We start from the raw sequence: 17,481 nt of genomic DNA, 5'->3' as shown, positions 1-17,481 counted from the left end.
GGCGGGGGCGCGGCCGCCTTGCGCGGGGCGAACCAGCCGCCGTCCGACGGCGCCTCGGCCGGGGCCTTGGGGGCCGGGGCGGGCGCCTGCGGGGCCGGAGCGGGCGTCTGGCCCGTGGGCCGGGCCGGCAGGGCGGCGCGCACGGGGGGCTGGGCCTGGCCGCGCGGGGCCGGGGCCGGCGCCGGCTCGGACTCGGCGGAGCCGGGGGCGGGCTCCGCGGAGCCGTCCTTCACCGGCTTGCGGACGACCACGGGCGGGATCGGCCGCGAACCCGGGATGTTGATCCGGATCCGGGTCGTCAGGGTGGTCTCGGTCTTCGGCCCGTCGGTGTCGGGCGTGGACGGGTTCGAACTCACAGGATTCTCCTCCGGGGCGGTCGCGCCAGGCCGGGGCGGCAGGGACGTGGGCGCGGACTGGCCGGTTCCGTACGGCGGCGTACCCGAGGGGTAGGCGGCTCCACCGTGCCCTACGGGCCCGGGGGGCGAACTGTCGGTGTCACGACTCAAGGCAGGTTCTCCCGGTTGGCTCCGCCGCCCGCGTGCCGTGCGCGGGCAGCTCGGCGGCCCGTCCACCATACTGGCCGCCGCGCGCACGCAACTGTCCCAGGGGAATGAAAGGTTCCTCTTAGCTCTCCGCAGATCCTCCTCCGAGGGCCCGTCAAACCCCCGCAACCCGTCCCCGATCGGGGGGTGCGGGAGTTCGGCGGCCCGTCAGCCGCGCGGTTTCGGGGCCGAAACCGGTGGTTCCGCGGGAGCGCGCATCGTGGCGCAGATCACAGCGACCGCACTCCCGCCCAAAAGGTATGCGTACATACCCATTCCGGAGGAACCGAGCAGGAAGTCGCCTTCGGGGCGCGGGACGCCGAGGAGCACGTACGAGAGGAACCAGCCGGCCGCCGCGACGCCCACGCCGAGCCCGCCCCCGAGGGCGATCCGGGCGCCGAGGAACAGCCCGAGGAGGGCCAGCACGCCGAGCACCAGCCCGGCCGGGAACCACAGGTCCACCACGAGCCAGCCGGCCAGCCCGGTGGCGGTGCCCGCGACGAGCAGGCCCAGCAGGGCGGCGATCCGCCCCGCCGTCAGCGCCGTGGTCACGCCCCCACCCCCGCGAAGAGGTCGTTCTCCCGCTCACCGGCCGGAGCCCCGGACTCCCCCACGGCCAACTCGTAGTACTCGCGGGCGAACAGCGGCTGGGCCAGGTCGTTGGAGAGGGCGAAGAAGGGTCCGTCGACGGCGATCTGGGTGGCGTGCGCCCGCATGGCGGCCGCCTTGGCCTCCACCAGCACCCGCCCGCCCGCCGCGTCGGCGATCTCCGCGGTGATCCGCCCGTCGGGGACCACGCCCGGCACGTCGGCGGGGGTCGCCAGGCCCGGGAAGGGCAGTGCGCCGCCCCGCTCGCGCAGCCGCGCGAAGCCCTCCTCGACGGCGGAGAGCGGGACCCGGTTCCAGTACACCTTCGCGATGGCGTGCGGGGCGCCCAGCTCGGGCCGGTAGGCGGGGTCGGCGGCCAGTTCGGCGCCGCGCATGGCGACGCGGTGGGCCTGGATGTGGTCGGGGTGGCCGTAGCCGCCGTCCGGGTCGTAGGTGACCAGGACCTGCGGGCACAGCTCTCGGATGACGGCGACCAGGTGGCCCGCGGCCTCGTCCACGCCGGTGGCCCAGAAGGCGCCGGGGCGGGCGTTCTGCGGGGCGCCCATCATCCCGGAGTCGCGGAACCGGCCGGTGCCGCCGAGGAAGCGGTGGTCGGCGACCCCGAGCTCCTTCATGGCGGCGGCGAGCTCGCCGACCCGGAAGGGGCCGAGGGTGTCGTCGCGGTCCGGCGCGAGGTGGGCCAGCTCGGGCGGGATGACCTCGCCCTCCTCGCCGAGGGTGCAGGTCACCAGCGCGACGTGGGCGCCCTCGGCCGCGTACTTGGCCATGGTGACGCCGTTGTTGATCGACTCGTCGTCCGGGTGCGCGTGCACGAGGAGCAGACGACGGGCGGGAAGACCGTTCATGGGGCCAGCCTACGAGGCCGCCCTACAGCTTGAGGCCACTGATCATGCTCGCCACGTTCGAGGTGAGCTGGCTGAGGGTGGGAGCCACCGTCGAACTCGCCAGGTAGAACCCGAGCAGTACGCAGACGAACGCGTGCCCCGCCTTCAGCCCCGACCTCCGGACCAGAAGGAAGACGACGATCGCCAGCAGCACCACGGCCGAGATCGAGAGTGCCACGGCGTTTCACCTCCACGTCGAGCGGACATCGGTACGCGTACTCGTGCTCGGCGATTCATACCCACCGTGCGCTACGGATCATAACTATCCGTACCAGCGCATCGGTCGAATTCCGGCAGCACGAGGGGCGCATACCGCGCACGCCCGGGGGCGCGGACGAGCCGCGCCGGAGGCCCGCGCGCCCACCGGCGCCCCTACGGCCGTATCCCGCCCCACCGGCCGGAATCGAAACTCGGGGCAGAATCGGTCAAGTCACCCTCGGCGGCGCCGGGTTGGAGCCCAAACGGCCCCCTCCGGGGGGTCGCGGCGGGGTGGCTGGAAATCATCGGTCCCTCCAGCGTTTTCCAGCCCGTTCCCTACTGCTCCGTCAGGGGTGCGGGTGGGGGCGCGAGTTCTCCGGGCGGCGGGACCACCTGCCGCTCGGCCGCGAAGTGACAGGCCGACGGATGGGCCGCCGGACCGGCCGGGAAGGCCGCCGGGACGGCCAGCGGCGGCACCTCCGTGGCGCAGCGGGATTCGGCCTTCCAGCAGCGGGTGCGGAAGGGGCAACCGGAGGGCGGGTTCGCCGGGGAGGGCACGTCGCCGGAGAGCAGGATCCGGTCCCGGTGGGCGCGGGCATCGGGGTCGGGTACGGGCACGGCGGAGAGCAGCGCCTGGGTGTAGGGGTGGGTGGGGTGTTCGTAGATCTGGGTGTCGGTCCCGGTCTCGACGACCCGGCCCAGGTACATGACCGCGACCCGGTCGGAGATGTGCCGGACGATGGACAGGTCGTGCGCGATGAAGACGTAGGAGAGGCCGAAGTCGGCCTGGAGGCGGGCGAGGAGGTTGACGACCTGGGCCTGGACGGAGACGTCGAGCGCGGAGACCGGCTCGTCGGCGACGATGACCTCCGGCCGCAGGGCGAGGCCGCGGGCGATGCCGATGCGCTGGCGCTGGCCGCCGGAGAACTGGTGCGGGTAGCGGTTGACGTACTCCGGGTTCAGGCCGACCACGTCCAGGAGCTCCTGGACCTTGCGGCGCCGGTCGCCCTTCGGGGCCGCCTCGGGGTGGATCTCGTACGGTTCGCCGATGATGTCGCCGACCGTCATGCGCGGGTTCAGCGAGGTGTACGGGTCCTGGAACACCATCTGGATGTTGCGGCGCACGGCCTTGAGGGCCCTGCCCGACAGCTTCGTGATGTCCTCGCCCTTGTACGAGATGGCCCCGGCGGTCGGGCGTTCCAGGTGGACCAGCATCTTGGCGACGGTGGACTTCCCGCAGCCGGACTCGCCGACGATCCCGAGGGTCTCGCCGGCCCCGAGGCCGAAGGAGACCCCGTCGACGGCCTTGACCGCCCCGATCTGCTTCTTGAAGAGGACCCCCTGGGTGAGGGGGTAGTGCTTGACGAGGTCGCGGACCTCCAGGAGGGGCTCAGGCACCGAGGCACTCCTTCCAGAAGTGGCAGGCGCTGGCCCGGTCGGGGCCGGCCCCGGCCAGCGGCGGGACGTCGGTCCGGCAGACGGGGCGGGCCATGGGGCAGCGCGGGTTGAAGGCGCAGCCGGGCGGGATGGCCAGCAGGTTCGGGGGCAGGCCCTTGATGGCGTAGAGCTCCTGGCCCTTCTGGTCCAGGCGCGGGATCGAGTCGAGCAGGCCCCGGGTGTAGGGGTGGGCCGGTGACCCGTACAGGGCGTGGACGGGGGCGGACTCCACGATCCGGCCCGCGTACATGACGGCGATCTTGTCGGCCACGTCGGCGACGACGCCGAGGTCGTGGGTGATCAGGATCAGTCCCATGGCGAGCTCGCGCCGGAGCTCGGCGAGCAGGTCCATGACCTGGGCCTGGACGGTCACGTCGAGGGCGGTGGTGGGTTCGTCGGCGATGATCAGGGAGGGTTCCAGGGCCAGCGCCATCGCGATCATGATGCGCTGGCGCATGCCGCCGGAGAACTGGTGCGGGTAGTCGCCCACGCGCTGGCGGGCGGCCGGGATCTTCACCCGGTCCATCAGCTCGACGGCCTTGGCCCGGGAGTCCTTGCGGGACATCCCGCGGTGGACCTCGTACATCTCGCCGAGCTGGGCGCCGACCGTGAGGACGGGGTTGAGGGAGGACAGGGCGTCCTGGAAGATCATCGCCATCTCGGCGCCGCGGATCCTCCTGCGCTCGTCCTCCTTCATCTTCAGCAGGTCCTTGCCCTTGAAGAGGATCTGCCCGCCCGCGATCCGGCCGGGCGGCATGTCGAGGATCCCCATCACGGCCTGGGCCGTCACCGATTTCCCGGAACCGGACTCGCCGAGCACGGCGAGGGTCTCGCCCGCGTCCACCGAGTAGTTCACCCCGTTGACGGCCTTGGCGACCCCGTCGCGGGTGGTGAACTCCACGTGCAGGTCCCGGACTTCGAGCAGCATCTGGCGGCTCACTCCTCAGCGCAGCTTGGGGTCGAGGGCGTCGCGCACGGCGTCGCCGAGCATGATGAAGGCGAGCACGGTCAGGCTCAGGGCGCCCGCCGGCCAGAGCAGCATGTGCGGGGCGTTGCGGATCTGGGAGGCGGCGTTGGAGATGTCGATGCCCCAGGAGACGGTGGGCGGGCGCAGGCCGACTCCGAGGAAGGACAGGGTCGCCTCCAGGGAGATGTAGGTGCCCAGCGCGATGGTGGCGACGACGATGACCGGGGCGACGGCGTTGGGTGCGACGTGCCGCAGCAGCATGCGGGCGTTGCCGGCGCCGAGGGCCCGGGCGGCCTGGACGTAGTCGTTCTGTTTGACGGTGATCACCGAGCCGCGGGCGATGCGGGCGAGCTGCGGCCAGCCGAGCAGCACGATGAAGCCGACCACGGGCCAGACGGTGGTGCTGGTGACCACGGACAGGAACACGAGCCCGCCGAGGACGACCGGGATGCCGAAGAAGATGTCCGCGACCCGGGAGAGCAGGGCGTCGCCCCAGCCGCCGAAGAACCCGGCGAGCCCGCCGAGCGCGGAGCCCAGCAGGGCGGCGCCCAGGGTGGCGCAGATGCCGACGGTGATGGAGGCGCGGGCCCCGTAGACGGTGCGGGTGTAGACGTCGCAGCCCTGGGTGTCGTAGCCGAAGGGGTGCCCGGGGGCGGGTCCCTGCTGGGACTTGGACAGCCGGCAGTAGAGCGGGTCGCCGCTCGCGATGAGCTGAGGCCAGAGGGAGATGACGACGAGGAAGAGGATGAGCAGGGCGGAGACGATGAAGACGGGGTTGCGGCGCAGCTGGTGCCAGGCGTCGGACCACAGGGAGCGGGCCCGCTCGCGGGGGCCGGCGGGGCCGGGGTCGAGGGGCTGGTCCAGGCTTTCGGCCTCCTCCAGCGCGAGGTCCATGGGGCCTCCCTGTCCGGTCGGGGCGATGGCCTCGTGCTCGCCGGGCCCCAGCGGGTCGTAGGGCTGCGGCTCGGGTTCAGGCATAGCGGATCCTCGGGTCCAGGACCGCGTAGAGCAGGTCGACGATCAGGTTGGCCACCAGGAAGACGATGACGAGGATGGTCACGAAGCCCACGACGGTCGGCGAGTTGCCGCGCAGGATGCCCTGGTAGAGCTGGTAGCCGACGCCGTGGATGTTGAAGATCCGCTCGGTGATGATCGCCCCGCCCATCAGGGCGCCGATGTCGGTGCCGATGAAGGTGACCACCGGGATGAGGGAGTTGCGCAGCAGGTGGCGGGTGATGACCCGGCGCCGCGGCAGGCCCTTGGCGACGGCGGTGCGGACGTAGTCGGCCTTGACGTTCTCGGCGATGGAGGTCCGCGAGAGCCGGGTGACGTAGGCGAGGGAGACCAGGGCGAGGACGAGGCCGGGCAGGATCAGCTCGTCGAAGCGGGCGGCCGGGGAGACGGTGGGGCGGACCCAGCCCCAGGTGACGCCGAAGAGGAACTGGAACACGTAGCCGGTGACGAAGACGGGCACGGAGATCACGACGAGGGTGGCCACCAGCAGGGCGGTGTCGACGGCCTTGCCCCGGCGCAGTCCGCCGATGACGCCGAGGGTGATGCCGACGACGATCTCGATGAGGATCGCGACGCAGGTCAGCCGGAGGGTGACGGGGAAGGCGCTGCCCATCAGCTCGGTGACCTTCTGGCCGTTGAAGGCCGTGCCGAAGTCGCCCTGGAAGATCTGCCCCATGTAGTGGACGTACTGCTCCCACAGGGGGCGGTCGAGGTAGAGGTCCTTGCGGATGCGGGCGACGGTGGCGGGGTCGGGGGCCTTGTCCCCGAAGAGGGCCGCCACCGGGTCGCCCAGCGCGTAGACCATGAAGAAGATCAGGAAGGTGCTGCCGATGAACACGGGGATCATCTGGAGCAGCCGCCGGATCACGTAACGTCCCATGGATGCTCCAGGGTGTCGGGCTCGGCGGCGGGGGTCAGCTGACCTTGATCTCGTTGTAGACGGGGACGCTGAACTGGTTCAGGGCGACGTCGGAGATCCGCTCGGAGTGGCCGGCGCTGCCGTTCTGGTACCAGAGGGGGATGGAGGGCATCTGCTCGGCGAGGACCTTCTCGGCGTCCTGGAACTTGCCGACGGCCTTGGCGGTGTCGCTCTCCTGGTTGGCCTCGTCGACGAGCTTGTCGAACTCCGGGCTGCTGAACTTGCCGTAGTTGGAGGAGGCCCCGGTGTAGTAGAGCGGCTGGAGGAAGTTCTGGATGAGCGGGTAGTCGGCCTGCCAGCCGGAGCGGAAGGGGCCGGTCAGCTTGAAGGCGCTCTGCTGGTTGCGGAAGTCGGCGAAGGTGCCGATGGGGTTGACGGTGCAGACGGGGCCTTCGCCCAGGGCGTTGTTGACGCTGTTGCAGACGGCTTCCATCCAGTCGCGGTGGGAGCCGGTGTCCACGTTCGAGGTGAGGGTCATCTTGCCGCCGGGCAGGCCGCCGGCCTCCCGGATGAGCTTCTTGGCCTCGGTGGGGTTGAACTTGCAGGCGTCGCCGCAGAGCGTGGACTTGAAGCCGCCCTTGTCGCCGAGGGCGGGCGAGGTCCAGTCCTTGGCCGGGGTGCGGGTCTCGCGGAAGATCTGCTCGGTGATCTCGTCGCGGTTGATCGCCATGGAGATGCCGCGGCGGACCTTGTCCATGCCCTCCTTGCCCCACTGGGGGTCGTACAGGGGGAAGGTGAGGGTCTGGATGATGAGGGCCGGCTGGTTGATGTACCGGTCGCCGAGGTCGTTCTTGACGTTCTTCAGCTGCTGCGCGGGGACGTCGTCGACGAGGTCGAGGTTGCCGGAGATCAGGTCCGTGTAGGCGGTGTTGTTGTCGGTGTAGACCTTGAGGTCCACGCCGCCGTTCTGCGCCTTGTCCGCTCCGGGGTAGCCCTCCCACTTGCGCAGCTTCATGCCGGTGCCCTTGGTGTACGAGTCCACCGTGTACGGGCCGTTGCCGACCGGCTTGTTCAGCCAGCCGGAGTGGTCGGTGAAGAAGGCCTTGGGCAGCGGGGAGAAGGCCTGGTAGCCGAGGGTCTCGGGCCAGGTGGAGAACTTCGACTTCAGGGCGACGGTGAAGGTCTTGGGGTCCTTGACCACCAGTCCGGACATGGTCTTGGCCTTGGGTTCACCGGAGGCGGGGTGCACGTCCTCGTAGCCGGCGATGCTGGCGAAGAAGGTGGCGTTGTTCTGCTTGTTGCGCACGTCCGCCGCGTAGTTCCAGGCGTCGACGAAGGACTGGGCGGTGACCGGTTCGTCGTTGCTGAACTTCCACCCGTCCTTCAGGGTGATGGTGAAGTTCTGGCTGTCGGTGGTCTCGATCTTCTCGGCGACCATGTTGCGGGCCTCGCCGGTCTTGGCGTCGTAGCGCTTGAGGCCGCGGAAGAGCATGTCGAGGACCTTGCCGCCCTGCACCTCGTTGGTGTTGGCCGGCTCCAGCGGGTTCTGCGGGTCGCCCCAGGAGGAGCTGACGATCCCCGCCGCACCGCCACCGCCGCCGCTGTCGCTCCCGCCGCCGCAGGCCGTCGCCGCGAGGGCGACGGCGACCGCGCATGCGGCCCACTGGGCGTGGGTGGCTCCGCGCATGGACTGCCTCCTAAGGGGTCCCAGGACTCACTTAGGGGCAATGTCACCCTATGTAGGGCGGCTTTCACTCTTGGTTGGCCGTTTTGCACCCTCGCGCCCCCCGGCTGTCACCCCTGGGGGTGCAACATGAGCTCCCAGGTGTCGACCGCGTAGTGCAGGGTCATGCCGTGCGCCTCGTAGAGGGCCAGGGCCCCGCTCTCGTTGAGGGTGTCCACGCCCAGGCCCAGGGTCGCGCGGCCGCGGGCGGCGTAGGCGGCGAAGGCATGGCGCAGGAGGTGGGAGCCGATGCCCCGGCCGCGGGCTTCCTTCCGTACGCCGATGTGGCTGATCCAGCCCATGCTGGTGCGGTCGTCGCGGGAGAAGAGGACGGCCGTGTCGCCCTGGCCGGGGAGGCTCGCGATCCACACCAGGGACCAGTCGAGGCGGCGGCCGTCGACGTGGTCCAGCCAGGCCTCGTAGTCGCGCTCGGCATGTCCGAAGTGGGCGGCGAAGGTCTCCTCCACCAGGGCGTGGGCGCGGCGGCGGTCGGCCTCGTCGCCGGCGCAGTCCCGCAGCACCAGGCCGGCGGGCGGCTCGGGCGGCAGGTCGGCGGCGGGGCCGAGGGTGCGGGTCATCACCTGGTAGCGGCGGACGCTGCGGTAGCCGCGGCCGGTGAGGAGGGTGAGGTCGAGGGTGGGGCGGACGTTGAGCTGGAGGCGCAGGCGGGCGCCCGGCCCGGTGCCGGAGGCCATCCGGCGGGCCCGTTCCTCCATCCGGTGCAGCAGCGCCGTGGCGGCCCGGTGGTGGCCGGGCAGGACGTAGTGGTCGCCGTCGATCCTGCCCGGTCCGGAGTCGGCCCAGACGAGGGCGTAGGCGACGAGGCGGCCGCCCTCGAAGGCGAGCCAGGAGTCGGTGGCGAGGTCGACGTCGGGGTGGTTGAGGTCGGCCTCGACGGTGCCGAGGTCGGTTTCGGGTCTGCCGATCTCGACGAGGTCGACGGCGTTCAGCAGGGCGCAGATGTCCCGGGCGTCCCCGGGGCCGGCCGGGCGGACGGTCAGCGTGTCGGTGGCCATCGGCCCACTCTGGGCGGCCGCGGCGGCCGCCCGCAACCGGTTTGCCCGCCCCCGGGGCTCCCGGGGGCGGGTCCGTGCCTCAGGTGATCTGGACGTTGGCGAGGTCCATGCGGCCCTGGGCGTCGACCTCGACGTGGGTCACGGCCTTGGTGTAGGCGGCGGCGGACATGTACGTGAAGACCGGGATGTACGGGAGGTCCCGGATGACGATGTCGTCGGCCTTCTGGTAGAGCTTCGTGCTGTCGCCCGGGTCGGTGGAGCGGTCGGCCGCGGCGAGGGCCGCCTCGAACTCCTCGCTCTTGTAGTGCCCGTAGTTGGAGCCGTTGGCGATGGCCTCCTTGGAGAACACCGGCCGCAGGTAGTCCTCGGCCGCCGGGTAGTCCATGGCCCAGCCGGTGCGGAAGGCGCCCTCGAACTTCTGGGCCCCCAGCGCGTTCAGCAGGTCGCCGGCCTTCGGGAAGGGCTTGGGGGTGACCTCGATGCCCAGGTTGGTCTTCAGCTGGGCGGCGACGGCCTCGATCCACTCCTTGTTGTCGCCGTCGGCGTCGTAGCCGAGTTCCATCCTGTTGCCGGGGATGCCCCCGGCGCGCTGGAGCAGCTCCTTGGCCTTGACCGGGTTGAAGGTCCCGGCCTCGCCCAGGGCGCCCTTGCGGTAGCCGGGGACGATGGGGCTGATGAAGTCGTCGGCCGGCTTGCGGGTGCCGTTGAAGATGCTCTTCGCGATGGCCTCCCGGTCGATGGCCATCGAGATCGCCTTGCGGACGTCGGGCTTGCCGAACGCCTCGGGGTCGGCTTCGAGCGGCAGGCCGATGTAGCCGATGGAGGCCTCGGGCTTGTAGATGTAGCGCTCGCCGAACTCCTGGGAGACGGTGGGCAGCGCGGTGACCGGCAGCTTGTCGACTATCTGCAGCTTGCCCGCCTGGAGGTCGCCGTAGGCGGCGTCCAGGTTGTCGTAGATCTTGAAGGTGACGCCGTCGAGCTTGGCGCGGCCGTCGCTCGGGTACTTGGCGTACTTCTTGACCTTGATCTGCTTGTTGTGCTCCCACGTGCCGTCCATCTGGAACGGGCCGTTGCCGATCGGCGCCTCGCCGAACTTCTGCGGGTCCGCCTCGAAGGCCTTGGGCAGCGGGTAGAAGGCGTTGTAGCCCAGCATGGTCTTGAACTGGGAGAACGGCGCCTTCAGCGTGACCACGAAGGTCTTGCTGTCGACAACCTTGAGGCCCTTGAGCTCCTTGGCGGTGGGGGTCTTGCCCTTGCCCGGGGCCAGCTCGTCGGAGCCCTCGATCTTGGAGAAGAAGCCCATCGCCTCGGCGCCGTTCTCCTGGTTGGCCCCCCAGTTCCAGGCGCGGACGAAGGACTGCGCGTCGACCTTCTCGCCGTTGTGGAAGGTGAAACCGTCCTTGAGCTTGACGGTCCAGGTCTTGGAGTCCGTCGTCTCGATGGACTCGGCGACGGCGAGCTTCGGCTCGCTGGTCCTGTTGTCGTAGGTGACCAGGCCGGTGAAGAGTGCGTGCAGCACCTCGGCGCCCTCGGACTCGCCGGTGTTCTGGCCCACCAGCCCGTGCTGCGGTTCGCTCAGCCGCACGGTGATGTGGCCGCCCATGCGGCCCTCGGCCGACGGGTCGTCCCCGCCGCCGCAGGCCGTCATGGCCATCGCCAGCACGACGGTGCCGGCGGCCCATCGGGCGCGTGTTGCTCCACGCATGGGAAATTGCCTCCTCAGGAGTCACTGTCGGTGTGCTCGTGAGCCGACGCTCCCCACAGCGCTTGACCCGAGACGCGAGCTCGATGGGGCCATCCTCGGGGACGCCCGGACCCATAGAACATACCTGAGCGGTCACGTTACCGACCTGGTACGGGTGCGCCCCGCGGGCCCCGGAAAGCCCACCGGGCACGGCCGTGAACGGCCGTGCCCGGTGGGGTGCGCGCAGGGGATCAGACGGCCAGGACCGACTTCTCCTCGGCGAAGTGGCACGCGGACTCGTGCGCGGCCGGGGTGTCCTCACCCTGGAAGCGCTCCGGGACCGCCAGCAGCGGCACCTCGGTGGAGCAGATGTCCTGCGCCTTCCAGCAGCGGGTGCGGAAGCGGCAGCCCGACGGCGGGTTGGCCGGCGACGGGACGTCACCGGTCAGGATGATCCGCTCGCGGCCCTCGCGGGCCGCCGGGTCCGGCACCGGCACCGCGGAGAGCAGCGCCTGGGTGTACGGGTGGGTCGGGTGGTCGTAGATCTGCTCGTCGGAGCCGATCTCCGCCATCTTGCCCAGGTACATCACGCCCACGCGGTCCGAGATGTGCCGGACGATCGAGAGGTCGTGCGCGATGAAGATGTAGGACAGGTTGAACTCGTCCTGCAGCTTCGCCATCAGGTTGATGACCTGCGCCTGCACCGACACGTCGAGCGCGGAGACCGGCTCGTCGCAGATGATGATCTCGGGCTGGAGCGCGAGGCCGCGGGCGATGCCGATGCGCTGGCGCTGGCCGCCGGAGAACTGGTGCGGGTAGCGGTTGATGTACTCCGGGTTCAGGCCCACCACGTCCAGGAGCTCCTGGACCTTGCGGCGCCGGTCGCCCTTGGGAGCCACCTCGGGGTGGATCTCGAAGGGCTCGCCGATGATGTCGCCGACCGTCATGCGCGGGTTCAGCGAGGTGTACGGGTCCTGGAACACCATCTGGATGTTGCGGCGCACGGCCTTGAGGGCCTTGCCCGACAGCTTCGTGATGTCCTGGCCCTTGTAGAAGACCTCGCCGGACGTCGCCGTCTCCAGCAGCATCAGCAGCTTGGCGACCGTGGACTTGCCACAGCCGGACTCGCCGACGATGCCGAGGGTCTCGCCCTGGTACAGGTCGAAGGAGATCCCGTCGACCGCGCGGACGGCGCCGATCTGCTTCTTGAACAGGATGCCCTGGGTCAGCGGGAAGTGCTTGACCAGGTTGCGCACCTGCAGGATCGGCTCGCCGCGCTCGACGGGCGCCTCGATGGCGGCCACGGCCGCCGTCTCGGTCGCCGCCTCGACGACGTCGACCTCGCTGATACCGGGGGTGGCGTCCACGGCGTCATCCTTCTTGTCGAACTCAGCCATGGAGCTGCTCCTCGCGGAAGTGGCAGGCGCTGGCGCGGCCGGCCAGCTCGGTGCCGTCCTGCTCGGTCACCTGGAGCAGGGGCGGCATCTCGGTGCGGCAGATGTCCTGCGCCTTGGGGCAGCGCGGGTTGAAGGCGCAGCCCGAGGGGGCCTTCAGCAGGTTGGGCGGCAGACCCTTGATCGCGTAGAGCTCCTGGCCCTTCTGGTCCAGGCGCGGGATCGAGTCCAGCAGACCACGGGTGTACGGGTGCGCGGGGCGCTTGTACAGCTCGTGGACCGGGGCCTGCTCGACGATGCGGCCCGCGTACATCACGGCGATCTTGTCCGCGACGTCGGCGACGACGCCGAGGTCGTGGGTGATCAGGATCAGGCCCATGTTGTACTCGCGCTGCAGGTCGGCCAGCAGGTCCATGACCTGGGCCTGGACCGTCACGTCGAGCGCCGTGGTGGGCTCGTCCGCGATGATCAGGTCCGGCTCCAGGGCGAGCGCCATCGCGATCATGATGCGCTGGCGCATACCGCCCGAGAACTGGTGCGGGTAGTCGTCGACCCGGCTCTTGGCCGCGGGGATCTTCACCCGGTCCATGAGCTCGATGGCCTTGACCTTGGCGTCCTTCTTCGACATGCCCTGGTGGACGCGGAACATCTCGCCCAGCTGGTTGCCGACGGAGAACACCGGGTTCAGCGCGGACAGCGCGTCCTGGAAGATCATCGCCATCTTCGGGCCGCGCAGCTTGCGCCGCTCGTTCTCCGGCAGCTTGAGGATGTCCTCGCCGCGGAAGAGGATCTCGCCCTTGGCGACCCGCCCGGGGGGCGAGTCGAGGATGCCCATGATCGCCTGCGCGGTCACGGACTTGCCGGAGCCGGACTCGCCGAGCACGGCCAGGGTCTCGCCGGAGGAGACGCTGTAGTTGACGCCGTTGACGGCCTTGACGACGCCTTCGCGGGTCGCGAACTCGACGTGCAGGTCACGCACTTCGAGAACGGGCACCTCGGTGTCGCCGCCCTGGGGGCGGGACGCGTCTGCGGTGGTGCTTGAAGCAGTCATTTCGGTGGTGCCGCCCTTCTAGCGCAGCTTCGGGTCGAGGGCGTCGCGGAGCCCGTCGCCGACGAATACGAAGCCAAGGACCGTCAGCACGATCGCGATGCTGGGGTAGGTCCACAGGAAGTCCTTGACTCCCATGAAGTCCTTGGAGGCGGCGAGCATGTTGCCCCACTCCGGGATCTCGGGGCTGACGCCCACGCCCAGGAAGGACAGCGAGGCCTCGGCCACGATGGCGCCGCCGACGCTGAACGCGGCGTAGGCCATCACCGCGGCGATGGAGTTGGGGATGATGTGCCGCACGATGATCCGGCGGGTGTCCGCGCCCAGGGCGCGGGCGGCCAGCACGTAGTCGGCCTCACGGACCGAGAGGATCGAGCTGCGCAGCAGACGGGAGACCGTCGGCCACGAGAAGACGGCCAGCGAGATGATCACCGGCATGACGCCCCGGCCCATCGCGATGATGATGACGATGGCACCGATCAGCAGCGGGAAGGCGAAGAAGACGTCGGCGATGCGCATCAGCACCGAGTCGGTGGCGCGGCCGAAGTAGCCGGCCAGCGCGCCGATGACGACACCGATGAGGCACGCCAGGAAGATCGACGCGAGACCGATCTCCACGGCGATGCGGGTGCCGTAGATGATGCGGGAGAACTGGTCGCGGCCGAGGGCGTCGGTGCCCAGCAGGTGACCGTTGCCCGGCTCCTGAAGGGTGTTGTTCAGGTCCTGGGCGAGCGGGTCCTGCGGGGCGATCAGCGGGGCGAAGATCGCGGTCAGGAACAGCAGCAGGACGAGGCCGAGGCCGACGACGGCCAGCTTGTTGGCGAGGAAGCGGTGGCGGATCTCGCCCCACTGGGTCACGCGGGCGACGGCCGGTTCGGCCTCCGCGTTCGCGGCCTGCGCCGGTGCGGTCGCGTCCCCCGCCACCGATGTGCTCTTGGTGAGCTCGGTCATGGGTAACTCCTAGAACGGGCTGCCTGGGATCAGGCGAGGCGGATGCGCGGGTCGAGGACCGCGTACAAGAGGTCGACGAGGAGGTTCAGCAGAACGAACACGGCGACGCCGAAGCTCACCACGCCGATGATGATCGGGTTGTTCTGCTGCTGGACCGCCTGCACCAGGGCGAGCCCGATGCCGTCCCAGTTGAAGATCGCCTCGGTGATCAGGGCGCCACCGAGCAGCGAGCCGAAGGAGATACCCAGGTACGTGACGACCGGGATGATCGAGTTGCGCATGACGTGCTTGACGAGCACGGTCCGCCGGGGCAGGCCCTTGGCGACGGCCGTCTTGACGTAGTCGGCGCGCAGCACCTCCAGCATGGTGCCGCGCATGAGCCGGGCCACGAGGGCGGCGTCGAGGATCGCCAGCGTGAAGGCGGGCAGGATCAGCGACTTCATCGTGCCGTCGGAGATCAGCGGGACCCACTGGAACTGGACCACGAAGACCTTCTGGAGCACCATGCCGATCACGAAGGACGGGAAGCCGACGGCCATCGTGGTCAGGAGCGTGATCAACACGTCCCAGAACGAGTATCTGAACAGCGCGGCGATCAGACCCGCCAGCAGGCCGATCAGGATGTCCAGGACGATGGCGGCCAGGGCGAGCTCAGCGGTGTTCGTGAGCTTCGGCGCGAGGACCTCGGTCACCGGCCGGCGCTGGGTGTAGTCCTCACCGAGGTCGCCCTGCGCGAGGTGCTTGACGAAGTTCCCGTACTGGACGGGCAGCGGGTCGTTCAGACCGTAGCGTTCCCGGAGCGCTTCGACCACAGCCGGGTCACGGGCCTTGTCACCGCCGAGCGAACCCACCGGGTCGCCGGGGAGAACGAAAAGACAGGCGAAGAGGATAACCGTCGCACCGAAGAGAACGACAACCATCTGTCCGAGCCGCCGGATCACATACCTTCCCACGATGCCTCCTTTACATACCGAGCGTGGGGGTTGGCGGCATCATCCGATCGGGAGATTGGCCGCATCCGGGCGCGGATCGACAAGAGAGAGGGGTGCGCCCGGGACTGAGCGAAGGCCGTGGGGACCGGAGAAGTAACTCGGGCCCCCACGACCTTCGCCTACCTGTTGTTGAGGAGGCTCTTACTTGGCCGAGATCTCAGCGAGGTTCGGGTCCTCGAAGAAGTCCAGCTGGATGTTGTTGAACTTGTCCGTGGCCGCGAGGCGGAACTGGGTGCGCTTCCACAGCGGGATGAGACCCTGCTCGTCGTCGACCGCGAGCTTCTCGGCCTCCTTGTAGACCGCGGCGCGGGCCGCCGGGTCCTTGGTGCCGCGGGCCTTGGTGATCAGCTCGTCGAACTTCGGGTTGTTGTAACGGCCGCGGTTGTCACCGGCCGCCTTGCCCGTCGCCGGGTCCTCGTTGATCGAACCGGAGTCGAGCAGCGGGTACAGGAAGTTGTCCGGGGTCGGGTAGTCCGCGCCCCACGCCGAGCGCCAGATGCCACCGGTCGCCTTGTCCTGCTGCTGGGCCAGGGCCTCCTTGAACGGCTTGCCGTTCAGCTTGACGTCGAGGCCGAGGACGTCCTTCAGCTGCTGCGCGACGGCCTGGACCCACTCTTCGTGGCCGGCGCCGGTGTTGTAGCCGAAGTCGAGGACGGTGCCCGGCTTCAGGCCGCCCTTCTCCGCGTACTGCTTGGCCTTCTCCTTGTCCTGCTTGACGCAGGAGGAGCAGACGCCGTCCTGGTAGGTGTCCGCGAAGGACGGCGGCAGGACCGAGGTGGCCGGCTTCTGCATGCCCTGGAAGACACCCTTGGCGATGGCCTCGCGGTCGATCGCGTAGGAGATCGCCTTGCGGGCGTCGGGGTTGTTCAGCGGCGCGGTCTGGTTGAAGGCGACCAGGTAGTTGACACCGCTGGTGTCGGCCTCGATCCACTTCTTCATGGGCGAGTACTTGGCCTTCGCCACCGGCTGCTGCGGCGTGGGCATACGGGCCCAGTCGAACTGGCCCGACTGGAAGCCCTGGTACTCCAGGGTGGAGCCGTTGGCCGAGTTCAGGATCGAGATCTCGACCTTGGCGAGCTTGGCCTTCTCCAGGCCGTAGTCGTCGTTACGGACGAGGGTGATGGACTTGTTGTGCTGCCACGAACCCTCCATCTTGAAGGGGCCGTTGCCGATCGGCGCGTCGTTGTACGCCTTGTTGCTGGCGGCGCCGGCGACCTTCGGGACCGGGCTGAAGGCCTGGTGCACGGTCTTCTTGTCGAACTCGAAGTCGGCCTCGGAGAGCTCGACCTTCAGGGTGCCGGCGTCGGGCGCGGTCACACCGGCGAAGGTGGTGGCGCCGCCGCCGTTGAGCTCCTTGTAGCCGTTGATGCCCGCGAACGGGTAGGCGACGTCGGAGGCGGAGTCCTTGGCGACCACACGGGTCCAGCCGCGGACGAAGGACTCGGCGTCAACGGCCTCGCCGTTGGAGAACTTCGTGCCCTGCTTGATCTTGAAGGTCCAGGTCTTGCCGTCGTCGCTGGTCTGGACCGACTCGGCGAGTTCGGGCTTCAGCTTGCCGTCGACCGTGGCGCTGTACAGACCCGTGAAGAGGTTGTGCGTGACGAGCGCGCCCTCGGACTCCTGGGAGTTGTACGGGTCGATCGCCGTCGGCTCGGTGATGCCGAGGCGGAACGTGCCGCCCTTGGCGCTGTCCTTGCTGCCGGCGTCGTTGCTGCTGCATGCGGTGGCGGCCATCGCCACGATGACCGCACCCACGACCCACTTGGCGCTCGTTGCTCCGCGCATGGGTAATAGCCTCCTCAGGAGTCACTGTCGATGATGTGGGCCCGTCATCCGCTGACACCCCTGACAGCGAAATCCGGTCCCGTCGTGTGTGCTCGTGAGTCGACGCTCCCCACAGCGTGTGACCCATTGACCCGAGCTCAATGGAGCCATCCTCAGGGACGCCCAGACCGTAAACCACAGTTAAGTGGTCTCGTTTTCACAACATCACCGCATGGCGAAAACCCGAAATCCGGACAAACGGATAGGAGACAGACACGTGCGAAACGGACGGTTAGTCCTTCTTCCGGAGCGTCACGATCGGTATGCGGACACTCGGGCACCACAATCCGTTTGACAAACGGCGACGGCCCCTCCCCGCACCGGGCCGGTGCGGGGAGG

Annotated in this window: 15 protein-coding genes and 1 pseudogene; all 16 read right to left on the bottom strand. The window is 69.5% G+C overall.

What is annotated here, in order from left to right; genetic code table 11:
* A pseudogene (locus ACFVXK_RS29120) lies at positions 1 to 356 on the bottom strand (hypothetical protein); the annotation flags it as partial.
* 354 nt (positions 357 to 710) lie between these two features.
* Positions 711 to 1,094 (bottom strand): DUF6113 family protein, encoded by a 384-nt coding sequence (locus ACFVXK_RS29115; protein WP_389617110.1) that lies wholly within the window; start codon positions 1,092 to 1,094, stop codon positions 711 to 713.
* Positions 1,091 to 1,996: an N-acetyl-1-D-myo-inositol-2-amino-2-deoxy-alpha-D-glucopyranoside deacetylase gene (mshB, locus tag ACFVXK_RS29110; protein ID WP_389617107.1), complete on the bottom strand. Its 906-nt coding sequence runs from the start codon at positions 1,994 to 1,996 to the stop codon at positions 1,091 to 1,093. Before mshB ends, ACFVXK_RS29115 begins: the two co-directional genes overlap by 4 nt.
* A gap of 22 nt (positions 1,997 to 2,018) precedes the next feature.
* Positions 2,019 to 2,213 carry a hypothetical protein gene (locus tag ACFVXK_RS29105; RefSeq protein WP_045952243.1) on the bottom strand — a complete coding sequence of 65 codons (195 nt, stop codon included), beginning with the start codon at positions 2,211 to 2,213 and terminating at the stop codon, positions 2,019 to 2,021.
* A gap of 356 nt (positions 2,214 to 2,569) precedes the next feature.
* Complete coding sequence (locus ACFVXK_RS29100; protein WP_389617104.1) at positions 2,570 to 3,631, bottom strand: ABC transporter ATP-binding protein; 1,062 nt, start codon at positions 3,629 to 3,631, stop codon at positions 2,570 to 2,572.
* On the bottom strand, positions 3,624 to 4,598 hold the full coding sequence (locus ACFVXK_RS29095; protein WP_389617100.1) for an ABC transporter ATP-binding protein: 975 nt from the start codon (positions 4,596 to 4,598) through the stop codon (positions 3,624 to 3,626). Before ACFVXK_RS29095 ends, ACFVXK_RS29100 begins: the two co-directional genes overlap by 8 nt.
* A 15-nt stretch (positions 4,599 to 4,613) precedes the next feature.
* Positions 4,614 to 5,615 (bottom strand): ABC transporter permease, encoded by a 1,002-nt coding sequence (locus tag ACFVXK_RS29090; RefSeq protein WP_389617097.1) that lies wholly within the window; start codon positions 5,613 to 5,615, stop codon positions 4,614 to 4,616.
* Complete coding sequence (locus tag ACFVXK_RS29085) at positions 5,608 to 6,531, bottom strand: ABC transporter permease (RefSeq protein WP_389617094.1); 924 nt, start codon at positions 6,529 to 6,531, stop codon at positions 5,608 to 5,610. Before ACFVXK_RS29085 ends, ACFVXK_RS29090 begins: the two co-directional genes overlap by 8 nt.
* A 34-nt stretch (positions 6,532 to 6,565) precedes the next feature.
* The gene (locus tag ACFVXK_RS29080; RefSeq protein ID WP_389617091.1) at positions 6,566 to 8,197 is read right to left on the bottom strand and encodes an ABC transporter substrate-binding protein; all 1,632 of its coding nucleotides are present in this window, start codon (positions 8,195 to 8,197) and stop codon (positions 6,566 to 6,568) included.
* Between the two features lie 107 nt (positions 8,198 to 8,304).
* Complete coding sequence (locus tag ACFVXK_RS29075) at positions 8,305 to 9,249, bottom strand: GNAT family N-acetyltransferase (protein ID WP_389617088.1); 945 nt, start codon at positions 9,247 to 9,249, stop codon at positions 8,305 to 8,307.
* 79 nt (positions 9,250 to 9,328) lie between these two features.
* Positions 9,329 to 10,954, bottom strand: coding sequence for an ABC transporter substrate-binding protein (locus ACFVXK_RS29070; protein ID WP_389617085.1), 1,626 nt, complete (start codon positions 10,952 to 10,954; stop codon positions 9,329 to 9,331).
* A gap of 230 nt (positions 10,955 to 11,184) precedes the next feature.
* The gene (locus ACFVXK_RS29065; protein WP_389617082.1) at positions 11,185 to 12,330 is read right to left on the bottom strand and encodes an ABC transporter ATP-binding protein; all 1,146 of its coding nucleotides are present in this window, start codon (positions 12,328 to 12,330) and stop codon (positions 11,185 to 11,187) included.
* Positions 12,323 to 13,378, bottom strand: a complete 1,056-nt coding sequence (locus ACFVXK_RS29060; protein WP_389617079.1) for an ABC transporter ATP-binding protein — start codon at positions 13,376 to 13,378, stop codon at positions 12,323 to 12,325. Before ACFVXK_RS29060 ends, ACFVXK_RS29065 begins: the two co-directional genes overlap by 8 nt.
* A gap of 18 nt (positions 13,379 to 13,396) precedes the next feature.
* Positions 13,397 to 14,326, bottom strand: a complete 930-nt coding sequence (locus ACFVXK_RS29055; RefSeq protein ID WP_389617076.1) for an ABC transporter permease — start codon at positions 14,324 to 14,326, stop codon at positions 13,397 to 13,399.
* 29 nt (positions 14,327 to 14,355) lie between these two features.
* On the bottom strand, positions 14,356 to 15,279 hold the full coding sequence (locus ACFVXK_RS29050; RefSeq protein WP_389617073.1) for an ABC transporter permease: 924 nt from the start codon (positions 15,277 to 15,279) through the stop codon (positions 14,356 to 14,358).
* A 180-nt stretch (positions 15,280 to 15,459) separates the two neighbouring features.
* On the bottom strand, positions 15,460 to 17,103 hold the full coding sequence (locus ACFVXK_RS29045; protein WP_389617070.1) for an ABC transporter substrate-binding protein: 1,644 nt from the start codon (positions 17,101 to 17,103) through the stop codon (positions 15,460 to 15,462).
* Between the last annotated feature and the right edge of the window lie 378 nt (positions 17,104 to 17,481).

Origin of the sequence: Streptomyces sp. NPDC058157 (assembly GCF_042884105.1) — a bacterium.
Classification (GTDB): domain Bacteria; phylum Actinomycetota; class Actinomycetes; order Streptomycetales; family Streptomycetaceae; genus Streptomyces.
Note: the sequence above shows the minus strand (reverse complement) of the source record. Positions and strands in the feature narration are given on the sequence as shown.

Coding starts and splice junctions, on each gene's coding strand:
- mshB (WP_389617107.1), bottom strand. CDS start 1,996: ATGAACGGTCTTCCCGCCCGTCGTCTGCTCCTCGTGCACGCGCACCCG.
- ACFVXK_RS29095 (WP_389617100.1), bottom strand. CDS start 4,598: ATGCTGCTCGAAGTCCGGGACCTGCACGTGGAGTTCACCACCCGCGAC.
- ACFVXK_RS29090 (WP_389617097.1), bottom strand. CDS start 5,615: ATGCCTGAACCCGAGCCGCAGCCCTACGACCCGCTGGGGCCCGGCGAG.
- ACFVXK_RS29085 (WP_389617094.1), bottom strand. CDS start 6,531: ATGGGACGTTACGTGATCCGGCGGCTGCTCCAGATGATCCCCGTGTTC.
- ACFVXK_RS29080 (WP_389617091.1), bottom strand. CDS start 8,197: ATGCGCGGAGCCACCCACGCCCAGTGGGCCGCATGCGCGGTCGCCGTC.
- ACFVXK_RS29075 (WP_389617088.1), bottom strand. CDS start 9,249: ATGGCCACCGACACGCTGACCGTCCGCCCGGCCGGCCCCGGGGACGCC.
- ACFVXK_RS29070 (WP_389617085.1), bottom strand. CDS start 10,954: ATGCGTGGAGCAACACGCGCCCGATGGGCCGCCGGCACCGTCGTGCTG.
- ACFVXK_RS29065 (WP_389617082.1), bottom strand. CDS start 12,330: ATGGCTGAGTTCGACAAGAAGGATGACGCCGTGGACGCCACCCCCGGT.
- ACFVXK_RS29060 (WP_389617079.1), bottom strand. CDS start 13,378: ATGACTGCTTCAAGCACCACCGCAGACGCGTCCCGCCCCCAGGGCGGC.
- ACFVXK_RS29055 (WP_389617076.1), bottom strand. CDS start 14,326: ATGACCGAGCTCACCAAGAGCACATCGGTGGCGGGGGACGCGACCGCA.
- ACFVXK_RS29045 (WP_389617070.1), bottom strand. CDS start 17,103: ATGCGCGGAGCAACGAGCGCCAAGTGGGTCGTGGGTGCGGTCATCGTG.